General features: G+C 63.2%; 13 protein-coding genes and 1 tRNA gene. All 14 read right to left on the bottom strand.

Features of this window, described 5'->3' with window-relative positions; genetic code table 11:
• Positions 1-2,058, bottom strand: coding sequence for an NADH-quinone oxidoreductase subunit L (gene nuoL / locus DIE12_RS14600; protein ID WP_124487230.1), 2,058 nt, complete (start codon positions 2,056-2,058; stop codon positions 1-3).
• Between the two features lie 17 nt (positions 2,059-2,075).
• Positions 2,076-2,381 (bottom strand): NADH-quinone oxidoreductase subunit NuoK, encoded by a 306-nt coding sequence (nuoK, locus tag DIE12_RS14595; protein WP_004185739.1) that lies wholly within the window; start codon positions 2,379-2,381, stop codon positions 2,076-2,078.
• 18 nt (positions 2,382-2,399) lie between these two features.
• On the bottom strand, positions 2,400-3,050 hold the full coding sequence (locus tag DIE12_RS14590) for an NADH-quinone oxidoreductase subunit J (RefSeq protein WP_044844660.1): 651 nt from the start codon (positions 3,048-3,050) through the stop codon (positions 2,400-2,402).
• Positions 3,051-3,164: 114 nt separating this feature from the next.
• On the bottom strand, positions 3,165-3,653 hold the full coding sequence (nuoI, locus tag DIE12_RS14585; RefSeq protein ID WP_011885529.1) for an NADH-quinone oxidoreductase subunit NuoI: 489 nt from the start codon (positions 3,651-3,653) through the stop codon (positions 3,165-3,167).
• Between the two features lie 15 nt (positions 3,654-3,668).
• Positions 3,669-4,736: an NADH-quinone oxidoreductase subunit NuoH gene (nuoH, locus tag DIE12_RS14580; protein ID WP_044844661.1), complete on the bottom strand. Its 1,068-nt coding sequence runs from the start codon at positions 4,734-4,736 to the stop codon at positions 3,669-3,671.
• Entirely contained in the window at positions 4,737-7,067 is a 2,331-nt protein-coding gene (gene nuoG, locus DIE12_RS14575) for an NADH-quinone oxidoreductase subunit NuoG (protein WP_124522492.1), read from the bottom strand.
• Positions 7,068-7,151: 84 nt separating this feature from the next.
• Positions 7,152-8,462 (bottom strand): NADH-quinone oxidoreductase subunit NuoF, encoded by a 1,311-nt coding sequence (nuoF, locus tag DIE12_RS14570; protein ID WP_124523241.1) that lies wholly within the window; start codon positions 8,460-8,462, stop codon positions 7,152-7,154.
• Complete coding sequence (nuoE, locus tag DIE12_RS14565) at positions 8,459-8,944, bottom strand: NADH-quinone oxidoreductase subunit NuoE (protein ID WP_006478266.1); 486 nt, start codon at positions 8,942-8,944, stop codon at positions 8,459-8,461. The genes nuoF and nuoE overlap by 4 nt, the downstream gene beginning before the upstream one ends.
• A 180-nt stretch (positions 8,945-9,124) precedes the next feature.
• Positions 9,125-10,378 (bottom strand): NADH-quinone oxidoreductase subunit D, encoded by a 1,254-nt coding sequence (locus DIE12_RS14560; RefSeq protein WP_044844663.1) that lies wholly within the window; start codon positions 10,376-10,378, stop codon positions 9,125-9,127.
• Positions 10,379-10,387: 9 nt separating this feature from the next.
• Positions 10,388-10,990, bottom strand: coding sequence for an NADH-quinone oxidoreductase subunit C (locus DIE12_RS14555; RefSeq protein WP_044844664.1), 603 nt, complete (start codon positions 10,988-10,990; stop codon positions 10,388-10,390).
• A gap of 21 nt (positions 10,991-11,011) precedes the next feature.
• Positions 11,012-11,491, bottom strand: coding sequence for an NADH-quinone oxidoreductase subunit B family protein (locus DIE12_RS14550; protein ID WP_006398799.1), 480 nt, complete (start codon positions 11,489-11,491; stop codon positions 11,012-11,014).
• 62 nt (positions 11,492-11,553) lie between these two features.
• Positions 11,554-11,913 carry an NADH-quinone oxidoreductase subunit A gene (locus DIE12_RS14545; protein ID WP_006398798.1) on the bottom strand — a complete coding sequence of 120 codons (360 nt, stop codon included), beginning with the start codon at positions 11,911-11,913 and terminating at the stop codon, positions 11,554-11,556.
• A gap of 154 nt (positions 11,914-12,067) precedes the next feature.
• A tRNA-Leu gene (locus DIE12_RS14540) sits at positions 12,068-12,152 on the bottom strand.
• A 111-nt stretch (positions 12,153-12,263) separates the two neighbouring features.
• On the bottom strand, positions 12,264-12,644 hold the full coding sequence (gene secG / locus DIE12_RS14535) for a preprotein translocase subunit SecG (RefSeq protein WP_042977371.1): 381 nt from the start codon (positions 12,642-12,644) through the stop codon (positions 12,264-12,266).
• Positions 12,645-12,683 lie beyond the last annotated feature (39 nt).

Below are 12,683 nucleotides of genomic sequence, written 5' to 3'. Positions count from 1 at the left end.
TTATTTGCCGCCGAGCGTTACAAACAGGGTCAGGAGCCCCAGCATGCCGATGATCATGGCGAACGCGTAGTGATAGATGTAACCGGATTGGAGGAAGCGGATCACGCCGGCGAACCAGCCGATGAACTTGGCGCTGCCGTTGACGAGGCCGTCGATCACGACGACGTCGCCTTCCTTCCACAGGCCGCGGCCGATCGCCACCGAACCACGGGCGAACACCACTTCGTTGATCTTGTCCATGTAGTACTTGTTGTCGAGCAGCGTGTAGATCGGGCCGAACGCGCGGCGGATCACGGCAGGCAGCTCAGGACGCTTCAGGTACAGGAACCACGCGACCACGACGCCGGCAATCGCGAGCCACAACGGCAGCGTCGTCAGCGAGTGCAGGCCCATTGCGGCCCAGCCGTGGAATTCCTTGCCCAGCTCTTCGAGGCCCGGGTGGTTTTCGCCGATGAAGATCACCTTGTCGAATGCCACGCCATGTTCGAAGAAGCTGCCGTACAGCATCGGGCCGATCGCGATCGCACCGATGATGACCGACGGAATCGCGAGCAGCACGAGCGGCAGCCACACGACCCACGGGGTCTCGTGCGGTTCGTGCGCGTGGTCGTCGTGACCGTGGCCGTGGCCGTGATCGTCGTGGCCGTGCGCGGCCGCCATGCCCATCGGCGATTCAGGATGCTTCGGGTTGCGGAAGCGCTCTTCGCCGTGGAACACGAGGAAGTACATGCGGAACGAGTACAGCGCCGTCACGAACACGCTTGCGACCACTGCGAAGTACGCGAAGCCCGAACCCGCGAGATGCGATTCCTTCACGGCCTCGATGATCGAATCCTTCGAGTAGAAGCCCGAGAAGAACGGCGTTCCGATCAGTGCGAGCGAGCCGATCAGCGACGTGATCCACGTGATCGGCATGTACTTGCGCAGGCCGCCCATGTTGCGGATGTCCTGGTCGTGGTGCATGCCGATGATCACCGAGCCCGCGCCAAGGAACAGCAGCGCCTTGAAGAACGCGTGCGTCATCAGGTGGAACAGCGCGACCGGGTACGCGGATACGCCGAGCGCGACGGTCATGTAGCCGAGCTGCGACAGCGTCGAATACGCGACCACGCGCTTGATGTCGTTCTGGATGATGCCGAGGAAACCCATGAACAGCGCCGTGATCGCGCCGATCACCGTGATGAACGACAGCGCGGTATCCGACAGTTCGAACAGCGGCGACATGCGCGACACCATGAAGATGCCGGCGGTCACCATCGTCGCCGCGTGAATCAGTGCGGAGATCGGGGTCGGGCCTTCCATCGAGTCGGGCAGCCACACGTGCAGCGGGAACTGTGCCGATTTACCCATCGCGCCGATGAACAGGCAGATACAGGCGACGGTCAGCAGGCCCCAGTCGGTGCCCGGGAAGTGCAGGCTGGCGAGCTCGGCACGCTTCGCGAACACTTCGCCGTAGTTCATCGAACCCGCGAACGCGAGCAGCAGGCCGATGCCGAGCAGGAAGCCGAAGTCGCCCACGCGGTTCACGAGGAACGCCTTCATGTTCGCGTAGATCGCGCTCTCACGCGTGAAGTAGAAGCCGATCAGCAGGTACGACACCAGACCCACCGCTTCCCAGCCGAAGAACAGCTGCAGGAAGTTGTTGCTCATCACGAGCATCAGCATCGAGAACGTGAACAGCGAGATGTACGAGAAGAAGCGCTGGTAGCCGTCCTCTTCCTGCATGTAGCCGATCGTGTAGACGTGCACCATCAGCGACACGAAGGTCACGACGACCATCATCATCGCCGTCATCGAATCGACGAGGAAGCCGACTTCGAGCTTCAGCGAGCCGACCCGCATCCATTCGTAGACGGTCGCGTTGAAGCTCGCGCCGCCCATCACGACGTCGGCGAAGACTTTCGCCGACAGGAGGAACGCGATCATCACGCCGAGGATCGTGATCCGGTGTGCGCCCTTGCGCCCGACTGCGTTCCCGAACAGCCCCGCAATCAGCGAGCCGGCCAGCGGAGCGAGCGGAATCGCCAGCAGCAGGTTTTCATTGAGTGTCGTTGACATAACAGCGTTGCCTGAAATTAACCTTTGAGCTGATCGAGATCCTCGACATTGATCGTGTCGAGCTTACGGAACAGGGTCACCAGAATCGCGAGACCGATCGCGGCTTCCGCTGCGGCGACGGTCAGCACGAAGAACACGAAGATCTGGCCGTGCACGTCGCCGAGGTAGTGCGAGAACGCGACGAAGTTGGTGTTCACCGCCAGCAGCATCAGCTCGATCGCCATCAGGATGATGATGATGTTGCGGCGGTTCAGGAAGATCCCGACGATCGCGATCGCAAAGAGGATCGCGCCGAGCACGAGGTAATGAGCAAGAGTCAGCATGGTTTTCCTTTCCTCCGCTTAGCCGTTGGTGCTCGTACCGGCTTCGCTCTGCGCCGTTTCCGGCTGCGGCTTGTCCGCTTCCATCTTCACGAGGCGCACGCGGTCGTCGCGGCGCACCTTGACCTGATCCGACACACGCTGGCGCTTGCTGTCCTTGCCCTTGCGCTCGGTCAGCCCGATCGCGGCAATGATCGCGACCAGCAGCACCAGGCCGGCGATTTCAAACGCGAAGATGTAGTCGGTGTAGATCACCTTGCCGATCAGACGCGTGTTCGACCAGTCGGCCATCGCGCCCGTCGCCATCGCGTGCACGGTGTGCGTGTCGCCGTAGCCGCGCCACAGGATCAGCGCGGTCTCGACCACGATGATCGCGCCGACGACGGTCGCCATCGGCACGAAGCGCTTGAAGTCGCGGCGCAGGTAATCGATGTTGATGTCCAGCATCATCACGACGAACAGGAACAGCACCATCACGGCGCCCACGTACACCAGCACCAGCAGGATCGCGAGGAACTCCGCTTCCAGCAGCATCCAGATCGCGGCGGCGTTGAAGAACGCCAGCACAAGGAAAAGCGCAGACGCCACCGGGTTGCGCGAAGTGATCACCTTCAGCCCTGATACCACCAGGAGCAGCGCGAAGATGTAGAACAGTACGGTCGTGAATTCCATGATTACCGGTTCATCGTTAGGCCATAGTCAGGCGCGGCTTGCGGGACGCTCTCGCGTGCCGCACCCGTCGCGGCGGCTCGGCCCGTTCATGCCGGGCCGGCACTGCAAACACAATCAACGATACGGCGCGTCGGCGGCCTTCGCCGCAGCGATGTCCTTCTCGTAGCGATCGCCCACCGCGAGCAGCATTTCCTTCGTGAAATACAGGTCGCCGCGCTTTTCGCCGTGATATTCGAGAATCTGCGTCTCGACGATCGAATCGACCGGGCAGCTTTCTTCGCAGAAACCGCAGAAGATGCACTTCGTCAGGTCGATGTCGTAGCGCGTCGTGCGGCGCGTGTTGTCCGCACGCGTTTCCGATTCGATCGTGATCGCCATCGCGGGGCACACGGCCTCGCAGAGCTTGCACGCGATGCAGCGCTCTTCACCGTTTTCGTAGCGGCGCAGCGCATGCAGCCCGCGGAACCGCGGCGAAATCGGGGTCTTCTCTTCCGGGAACTGCACGGTGAACTTGCGCCGGAACGTGTAACGACCGGTCAGCGCGAGCCCCTTCAGCAGCTCCGTCAGGAAGAAGGTCTTAAAGAAGTGTTGGATTGCCGTCATGATTTCGTCCGATCTTTACTTCACCCAGATGTTGAGCGGCGACATCATCCAGAAGCCGACCACGACCACCCAGATCACCGTGACGGGCAGGAACACCTTCCAGCCCAGACGCATGATCTGGTCGTAACGGTAGCGCGGGAACGTCGCGCGCACCCAGATGAACACCGACAGCAGCGCGAATACCTTCAGCACCAGCCAGAAGATGCCCGGAATGAACGACAGGAATTCGAACGGTGCGTCCCAGCCGCCGAGGAACAGCGTCGAGGCCAGTGCCGAGATCACGATCATGTTGATGTACTCGGCGAGGAAGAACAGCGCGAACGCCATGCCCGAGTAATCGATCATGTGACCCGCGACGATCTCCGACTCCCCTTCCACCACGTCGAACGGGTGACGGTTCGTTTCGGCGATGCCGGACACGAAGTAGACGACGAACGCCGGCAGCAGCGGCAGCCAGTTCCACGACAGGAAGTTCACGCCGTGGCCGGCGAAGAAGCCGTGCTGCTGCGAGCCGACGATTTCCGACAGGTTCAGGCTGCCGGCCGTCATCAGCACGAGCACCAGCGCGAAGCCCATCGAGATTTCGTACGAGACCATCTGCGCCGCGGCGCGCATCGCGCCGAGGAACGCGTACTTCGAGTTCGATGCCCAGCCGGCGAGAATCACCGCGTACACGCCGATCGACGAGATCGCCATCGCGTACAGCAGGCCCGCGTTCACGTTCGCGAGCACGGCTTCGGCCTGGAACGGGATCACCGCCCACACGGCGAACGCCGGCACGACGGTCATGACCGGTGCGATCAGGTACAGCCAGCGGCTGGCGGCGCTCGGCTGAATCACTTCCTTCAGCAGCAGCTTCAGCACGTCGGCGATCGGCTGCAACAGGCCGGCGGGGCCGACGCGGTTCGGGCCGAGACGCACGTGCATCCAGCCGATCAGCTTGCGTTCCCACAGAATCAGGTACGCGACGCACAGCAGGATGACGACGGAGACGACGAGGATGCGCACGATTGCCCACACCGTCGGCCACGCGACGCCGAGAACCTGGGCGCCGCCCGCGTTGATCGTATCGAACAAGCTCATTTACGCCTTCTCCACCACCAGTTCACCGGACAGGCTGCCGAGCGCTGCGCCGGCAGGCGTTGCCGCCGACACGCGAACGACCGTCTCCGCAAGATTCGCGTCGCGCACGGCCGGCAACTGCACCGCACGCTCGCCCTGGCGCACGCGCACCGCGTCGCCTTCCTTCAAGCCCAGCTTGTCGAACAGCGCGGCCGGCAGGGCTGCGGCGTTCGCTACCTTCGCGGCGGCCGTCAGGTGCAGCGCACCTGCGCGGCGCACGAGTGCGTCGGCATGATAGATCGGCACGTCGGCGAGGCGCTCGAAGCCGCCGTTCGCGGCAGTTGCCGCGACGCGGGCCGGTGCGGCCGACGCCTGATTCGACAGACGGTTCGCGACGCCTGCGTCGCCGAGCGCCGCGAGACGCACTTCTTCGGCCGTTTCGTATTCGAAGTTCGGCAGGCCGAGCAGGCTGCCGAGCACGCGCAGCACCTTCCACGCCGGACGCGTGTCGCCGAGCGGGCGTACGACGCCGTTGAAGCTCTGCACCGAGCCTTCCGCGTTCACGTACGTACCGGCCGTTTCCGTGAACGGCGCGATCGGCAGCAGCACGTCGGCGTAATCGAGGCCGTGCTTGAACGGCGACATCACGACGACCATCTCGGCCTGGTTCAGCGCGGCAAGCGCCTGCGCCGGATCGACCGTGTCGAATTCCGGTTCGACGTTCAGCAGCACGTAACCCTTGCGCGGCTGCGCGAACGCTTCGCGTGCGTTCAGGCCGCCTTCGCCCGGCAGTGCGCCGACGACGTGCGCGCCGACCGTGTTCGCCGCTTCCGTCAGGAAGCCGAACGTGGCGCCGGTGTTGTCGGCGATCCACTGTGCGACGGCGTGCAGCTTCGCGAATTGCGGATGACGCACGGCTGCGTTGCCGAGCAGCACCGCGCGGCGCTCGCCGTTCGCGAGCGACTGGGCGACCGCTTGCGCAGCCGGCGATGCGGCGACGCCCGCGAGCGCGTCCGGCAGCGCGATGCCGCGCAGTTGCGCGACGGCTGCGGCCACGCCGGCCAGTTCGTCGAGCCATGCCGACGGCGCGGCGACGATGCGCTTCGCGGTCGGGATCAGCGAGTCGTCGGCGGTCGCGTGCAGGAAGTGCAGCTTCGCGCCGTTCTTCGCGGCCTGGCGCAGGCGTGCGGCGAACAGCGGGTGGTCACGGCGCAGGAACGAACCGACGACGAACGCGGCATCCACGTTCGACAGGTCGGCGATCGGCATGCCGAGCCACGGTGCGCCCTGGACCGGCGCCGAGAAATCCTGCTGACGCAGACGGAAGTCGACGTTCGGCGTCTTCAGTTCGTTGGCGAGCTGCTTCACGAGGAACAGCTCTTCAGCGGTGCTGTGCGCGCTCGCGAGCATCGCCAGCGCAGTCGCGCCGTGATCCGCGGCGATGCCCTTCAGGCCCTTCGCGACGTATTCGAGCGCGGTCTGCCAGTCGGTTTCGATCCACTGGCCGCCCTGCTTCAGCATCGGCTTCGTCAGGCGCTCTTCGCTGTTCAGGCCTTCATACGAGAAACGATCCTTGTCCGAAATCCAGCATTCGTTGATCGCTTCGTTCTCGAACGGCAGCACGCGCATCACGCGGTTGTTCTTCACCTGCACGACGAGGTTCGCGCCGACGGAATCGTGCGGGCTCACCGACTTGCGGCGCGACAGTTCCCACGTACGGGCGCTGTAGCGGAACGGCTTGCTGGTCAGCGCGCCGACCGGGCACAGGTCGATCATGTTGCCCGACAGTTCGGAGTCGACCGTCTTGCCGACGAACGTCGTGATTTCCGAGTGCTCGCCGCGGCCCAGCATGCCGAGCTCCATCACGCCGGCGATTTCCTGGCCGAAGCGGACGCAGCGCGTGCAGTGGATGCAGCGCGACATTTCTTCCATCGAGATCAGCGGGCCCACGTTCTTGTGGAACACCACGCGCTTCTCTTCCGAGTAGCGCGACGACGACTTGCCGTAGCCGACCGCCAGATCCTGCAGCTGGCATTCGCCGCCCTGATCGCAGATCGGGCAGTCGAGCGGATGGTTGATGAGGAGGAATTCCATCACCGACTGCTGCGCCTTCACGGCCTTGTCGGACTGCGTGTGCACGATCATGCCGGCCGACACGGGCGTCGCGCAGGCAGGCACGGCCTTCGGCATCTTCTCGACTTCGACGAGACACATCCGGCAGTTGGCCGCGACCGACAGTTTCTTGTGATAGCAGAAGTGAGGAATGTACGTATCCGCCTTGTGCGCAGCCTGGATCACCATGCTGCCTTCGGGCACCTCGACCTTCTTGCCGTCTATTTCAAGTTCAACCATGATGGTGAATGGTCCTTAACCTATTTCCGCCCGTTCGCGCCTTCGCCCGACCGTGCGCTCAAATTCCGCAACCGGTGCTTCGCTTCAGGCTGCCGCCACGTGCGCGTGGCCGCCGACCATGCAGTGCTTGTGCTCGACGTGGTACGCGAATTCGTCCCAGTAATGCTTGAGCATCCCGCGAACCGGCATCGCCGCCGCATCGCCGAGCGCGCAGATCGTGCGGCCCATGATGTTCTCGGCAACCGAGTTCAGCAGGTCCAGATCTTCCTGGCGGCCTTCGCCGTGCTCGATACGATTCACGACGCGATACAGCCAGCCGGTGCCTTCACGGCACGGCGTGCACTGGCCGCACGATTCCTCGTAGTAGAAGTACGACAGGCGCAGCAGCGAACGCACCATGCAGCGCGTCTCGTCCATCACGATCACCGCGCCGGAGCCGAGCATCGAGCCCGCCTTCGCGATCGAGTCGTAATCGAGATCGGTCTGCATCATGATGTCGCCCGGGATCACCGGCGCCGACGAGCCGCCCGGAATCACGGCCTTGATCTTGCGGCCGCCGCGCATCCCGCCGGCGAGTTCCATCAGCGTCGCGAACGGCGTGCCGAGCGGCACTTCATAGTTGCCCGGACGCTCGACGTCGCCCGACACCGAGAAAATCTTCGTGCCGCCGTTGTTCGGCTTGCCGATCTCGAGGTAATTCTGCGGCCCGATGGACAGCAGGAACGGCACCGCGGCAAACGTCTCGGTGTTGTTGATCGTGGTCGGCTTGCCGTACACGCCGAAGCTCGCCGGGAACGGCGGCTTGAAGCGCGGCTGGCCCTTCTTGCCTTCGAGCGACTCGAGCAGCGCCGTTTCCTCGCCGCAGATGTACGCGCCGTAACCGTGGTGCGCGTGCAGCTGGAACGAGAATTCCGAGCCCATGATGTTGTCGCCGAGGAAACCCGCGGCGCGCGCCTCATCGAGCGCGGCCTCGAAGCGTCGATACACTTCGAAGATTTCGCCGTGAATGTAGTTGTAGCCGACGGTGATGCCCATCGCGTACGCGCCGATGGCCATGCCTTCGATCAGCGCATGCGGGTTCCAGCGCAGGATGTCGCGATCCTTGAACGTGCCCGGCTCGCCTTCGTCCGAGTTGCAGACGAGGTACTTCTGTCCCGGGAACTGGCGCGGCATGAAGCTCCACTTCAGGCCGGTCGGGAAGCCCGCACCGCCACGGCCACGCAGGCCCGACGCCTTCACGTCGGCAATCACCTGCTCCGGCGGAATCTTTTCTTCGAGAATGCGGCGCAGCTGCTTGTAGCCGCCGCGCGCAACGTAGTCTTCGAGATGCCAGTTCTCGCCGTTCAGACCAGCGAGGATCAGCGGTTTGATGTGACGGTCGTGGAGGGACGTCATTTCGAGAGCTCCTCAAGCAGCTGGTCGATCTTCTCGCGGCTCATGAAGCTGCACATTCTGTGATTGTTCACCAGCAGCACCGGCGCATCGCCGCACGAGCCCATGCATTCGCCTTCCTTCAGCGTGAACTTGCCGTCGGGCGTGGTCTCGCCGAAGCCGATGCCCAGCTTCTGTTTCAGGTAGTCGGCCGTCGCTTCCGCGCCGCCGTGCGGGCCAAGCTGGCACGGCAGGTTCGTGCAGAGCGTGATCTTGTGCTTGCCGACCGGTTTGAGCTCGTACATCGTGTAGAACGTCGCGACTTCCTGCACGGCGACGGCCGGCATGCCGAGATAGTCCGCGACGAACTGCATCAGTTCGGGCGACAGCCAGCCGTGCTCTTCCTGAGCGACGGCCAACGCCGACATCACGGCGGACTGTTTCTGATCGGCGGGATACTTCGTCAACGCTCGATCGATTTCCTTCAGGCCTTCAGCTGAGATCATTTTCAGACACGACTCTTTCAATTCCTACCGAACGAACAACCTGCCGCACTGCTGTGCATGGACGGCAGACCTGGCGCTCACTGTTGACAGCTTGCGAAGCCGCGCCGGCTCGGCGCATACCGCATGTGACTTCGCGTGTGACTGACCGCTCGCCGCCCGCTCGCGCAAGCGGCGCAACCATTAGCGATCGATTTCGCCGAACACGATGTCCTGCGTACCGATGATCGTGACGGCGTCGGCAATCATGTGACCGCGCGCCATTTCGTCGAGCGACGCGAGGTGCGCGAAGCCCGGTGCGCGGATCTTGAGGCGATACGGCTTGTTGGCACCGTCCGACACGAGGTAGATGCCGAACTCGCCCTTCGGATGCTCGACTGCCGCGTACGCCTCGCCTTCCGGCACGTGAAAACCTTCGGTGAAGAGCTTGAAGTGGTGAATCAAGTCTTCCATGTTGGTCTTCATGCCGACGCGCGACGGCGGCGCAACCTTGTGATTGTCGGTCATCACCGGGCCCGGATTCTTGCGGAGCCACTCAATACACTGTTTCGCGATACGGACCGACTGGCGCATTTCTTCCACGCGCACCAGATAGCGGTCGTAGCAATCGCCGTTCACGCCGACCGGCACGTCGAAATCCATGCGGTCGTACACTTCGTACGGCTGCTTCTTGCGCAGGTCCCAGGCGATGCCCGAGCCGCGCAGCATCGGGCCCGTCAGGCCCATCTGCAGCGCACGCTCCGGGCTGACGACGCCGATCCCGACCAGACGCTGCTTCCAGATCCGGTTGTCGGTCAGCAGCGTTTCGTATTCGTCGACGCACTTCGGGAAGCGCGTGAAGAAGTCGTCGATGAAGTCGAGCACCGAGCCGCTGCGCGCTTCGTTCATCTTCGCGAGCGCCTTCTCGTTGCGAATCTTCGACGCCTTGTATTGCGGCATTGCGTCAGGCAGGTCGCGATAGACGCCGCCCGGACGGTAGTACGCCGCGTGCATCCGGGCACCGGACACCGCTTCGTACACGTCCATCAGGTCTTCGCGCTCGCGGAATGCGTACAGGAACACGGCCATCGCGCCGACGTCGAGTGCGTGCGCGCCGATCCACATCAGGTGGTTCAGCACGCGGGTGATCTCGTCGAACAGCACGCGGATGTACTGCGCGCGCTCCGGCACGTCGATGCCGAGCAGGCGCTCGATCGCGAGCACGTAGCCATGCTCGTTGACCATCATCGACACGTAGTCGAGACGGTCCATGTACGGCACGGACTGGATGAAGGTCTTGCTTTCCGCGAGCTTTTCGGTCGCGCGGTGCAGCAGGCCGATGTGCGGATCGGCACGCTGGATGACTTCGCCGTCGAGCTCGAGCACCAGGCGCAGCACGCCGTGCGCTGCCGGGTGCTGCGGGCCGAAGTTGAGGGTGTAGTTCTTGATTTCTGCCATGACGCCCCCTTAATGTTTCAGACCGCCATAGCGATCCTCGCGGATCACGCGCGGCGTGATTTCGCGCGGCTCGATCGTCACCGGCTGGTAGACGACCCGCTTCTCTTCCGGGTCGTAACGCATTTCGACATAGCCCGACACCGGGAAGTCCTTGCGGAACGGATGGCCGATGAAGCCGTAGTCGGTGAGGATGCGGCGCAGGTCGGGGTGACCCTCGAACACGAGGCCGTACAGGTCGAACGCTTCGCGCTCGTACCAGTTTGCGGAGGTCCAGATGTCGACGAGCGACGCCACGATCGGCAGATCGTCGTCCGGCGCGAACACGCGCAGGCGCAGGCGCCAGTTGTTCGTGACCGACAGCAGCTGCGACACGGCCGCGAAACGCGGGCCGTCGTAGGCGCCGTCGCCGTACGTTTGATAGTCGATGCCGCACAGGTCGATCAGCTGCTCGAAACGGAGCTTCGGATCGTCGCGCAGCGTCTTTGCGACTTCGAGGTAATCGCTCGCCTTCACGACGAGCGTCAGTTCACCGATCGCTTCGGTGAGGCTCACCACGCGCGCGCCGAGCGCGGCTTCGAGGTTGGCCTTGAGGGTCTCGATTTTGCTTGCCATATTGAGGGGACGCTCGGGGCTTTATTGACGGGCGATGGTGTTGGTGCGGCGGATCTTCGCCTGAAGCTGGATCACGCCGTAGACCAGCGCCTCGGCCGTGGGCGGACAGCCCGGCACGTAGACGTCGACCGGCACGATCCGGTCGCAACCGCGGACCACCGAGTACGAGTAGTGGTAGTAGCCACCACCGTTCGCGCACGACCCCATCGAGATCACCCAGCGCGGCTCGGCCATCTGGTCGTACACGCGGCGCAGCGCGGGCGCCATCTTGTTGCACAGCGTGCCGGCGACGATCATCACGTCCGACTGACGCGGGCTCGGACGGAACACGACCCCGAACCGGTCCAGGTCGTAACGGGCCGCGCCCGCATGCATCATCTCGACGGCGCAACACGCGAGCCCGAACGTCATCGGCCACAGCGAGCCGGTACGCGTCCAGTTGATCAGCTTGTCAGCCGTCGTGGTGACAAACCCTTCCTTCAAGACCCCTTCGATACTCATTTGCTTTCCACTCCAGACGAGCGGCCCAGCGTGGCCGCCCATGCAAACCGGCGATTAACCCATCACTCCCAGTCGAGGCCGCCTTTCTTCCAGATATAGGCAAAGCCCAGCAGGAATTCGAGCAGAAAAATCATCATTGCGATGAAACCCGGCCAGCCGATGTCCCGGAGCGCGACGCCCCACGGAAACAGGAATGCGGTTTCGAGATCGAAGATGATGAACAGGATGGCGACGAGGTAGTACCGGACGTCGAATTTCATCCGGGCGTCTTCAAAGGCTTCGAAGCCGCACTCGTACGGTGCGTTCTTCTCGACGTCCGGCTTGTTGGGACCAAGGAGCTTGCCGATGCTGACCAGCGCTATACCTAAACCAGTGCCCACGAGGAGGAACAACAAGACGGGGTAATAGGCTGCGAGGTTCAAGGCAATCCTCTATCGGTTGGTTCTGAGCGTCCGGAGAATACCACTTCCGGCGGAAGGAATCATTTCGGAGTGCGTGCAATCACAAGACAATCGCAAGGCACACCCCACAAATGAAAAATGCCAGCCACTAGAAGCGGCTGGCATTGAGTAACTTTGGTGCCGACGGCGAGACTCGAACTCGCACAGCTTTCGCCACTACCCCCTCAAGATAGCGTGTCTACCAATTTCACCACGTCGGCACTGCATGCAACTCGGGTTGTACTGCTCGTTTCCCGCGAATCGCTTCAAGAATTAAATTCTAACCCGAGTTCCAGATTTGTTCAACGCACAACCGCAAAAAATTTAACTTTTTATTTCGGGACGTCCTGGCCCGGCGCGCTTGCGGCCGACCCCGCCACCGCGGCGGACGCCGCGACTGCCGGTGCCGATGCTGCAGGTGCCGATGCCGGCGCGGTCGCTGCCGTGCCGAGCACGCCGGCCGACGGCGTCGACTTGTACGAACCGAGATACGTCAGTGCGAGCGTCGCGACGAAAAAGATCGTCGCGAGAATGCCCGTCGTGCGCGAAAGAAAGTTCGCGGAGCCTGTCGCCCCGAACAGGCTCCCCGACGCGCCGCTGCCGAATGCAGCGCCCATGTCGGCACCCTTGCCGTGCTGGAGCAGCACCAGCCCGATCACACCCAGCGCAGACAGTACCTGCACGACAATAATCAGCGTCTTGAATAACAGCATCACACCCACCCGATTGGATCAGGCGACCGGACCGACCGG

The sequence above is a fragment of the Burkholderia sp. Bp9015 genome (assembly GCF_003853505.1).
Taxonomy (GTDB): domain Bacteria; phylum Pseudomonadota; class Gammaproteobacteria; order Burkholderiales; family Burkholderiaceae; genus Burkholderia.
The sequence above is the reverse complement of the archived record's forward strand: the minus strand, read 5'-3'. Positions and strand labels throughout refer to the sequence as shown.

Excerpts from the sequence above, each read along its gene's own strand:
- nuoL (WP_124487230.1), bottom strand. The coding sequence starts at position 2,058 with ATGTCAACGACACTCAATGAAAACCTGCTGCTGGCGATTCCGCTCGCT.
- nuoK (WP_004185739.1), bottom strand. The coding sequence starts at position 2,381 with ATGCTGACTCTTGCTCATTACCTCGTGCTCGGCGCGATCCTCTTTGCG.
- DIE12_RS14590 (WP_044844660.1), bottom strand. The coding sequence starts at position 3,050 with ATGGAATTCACGACCGTACTGTTCTACATCTTCGCGCTGCTCCTGGTG.
- nuoI (WP_011885529.1), bottom strand. The coding sequence starts at position 3,653 with ATGACGGCAATCCAACACTTCTTTAAGACCTTCTTCCTGACGGAGCTG.
- nuoH (WP_044844661.1), bottom strand. The coding sequence starts at position 4,736 with ATGAGCTTGTTCGATACGATCAACGCGGGCGGCGCCCAGGTTCTCGGC.
- nuoG (WP_124522492.1), bottom strand. The coding sequence starts at position 7,067 with ATGGTTGAACTTGAAATAGACGGCAAGAAGGTCGAGGTGCCCGAAGGC.
- nuoF (WP_124523241.1), bottom strand. The coding sequence starts at position 8,462 with ATGACGTCCCTCCACGACCGTCACATCAAACCGCTGATCCTCGCTGGT.
- nuoE (WP_006478266.1), bottom strand. The coding sequence starts at position 8,944 with ATGATCTCAGCTGAAGGCCTGAAGGAAATCGATCGAGCGTTGACGAAG.
- DIE12_RS14560 (WP_044844663.1), bottom strand. The coding sequence starts at position 10,378 with ATGGCAGAAATCAAGAACTACACCCTCAACTTCGGCCCGCAGCACCCG.
- DIE12_RS14555 (WP_044844664.1), bottom strand. The coding sequence starts at position 10,990 with ATGGCAAGCAAAATCGAGACCCTCAAGGCCAACCTCGAAGCCGCGCTC.
- DIE12_RS14550 (WP_006398799.1), bottom strand. The coding sequence starts at position 11,491 with ATGAGTATCGAAGGGGTCTTGAAGGAAGGGTTTGTCACCACGACGGCT.
- secG (WP_042977371.1), bottom strand. The coding sequence starts at position 12,644 with ATGCTGTTATTCAAGACGCTGATTATTGTCGTGCAGGTACTGTCTGCG.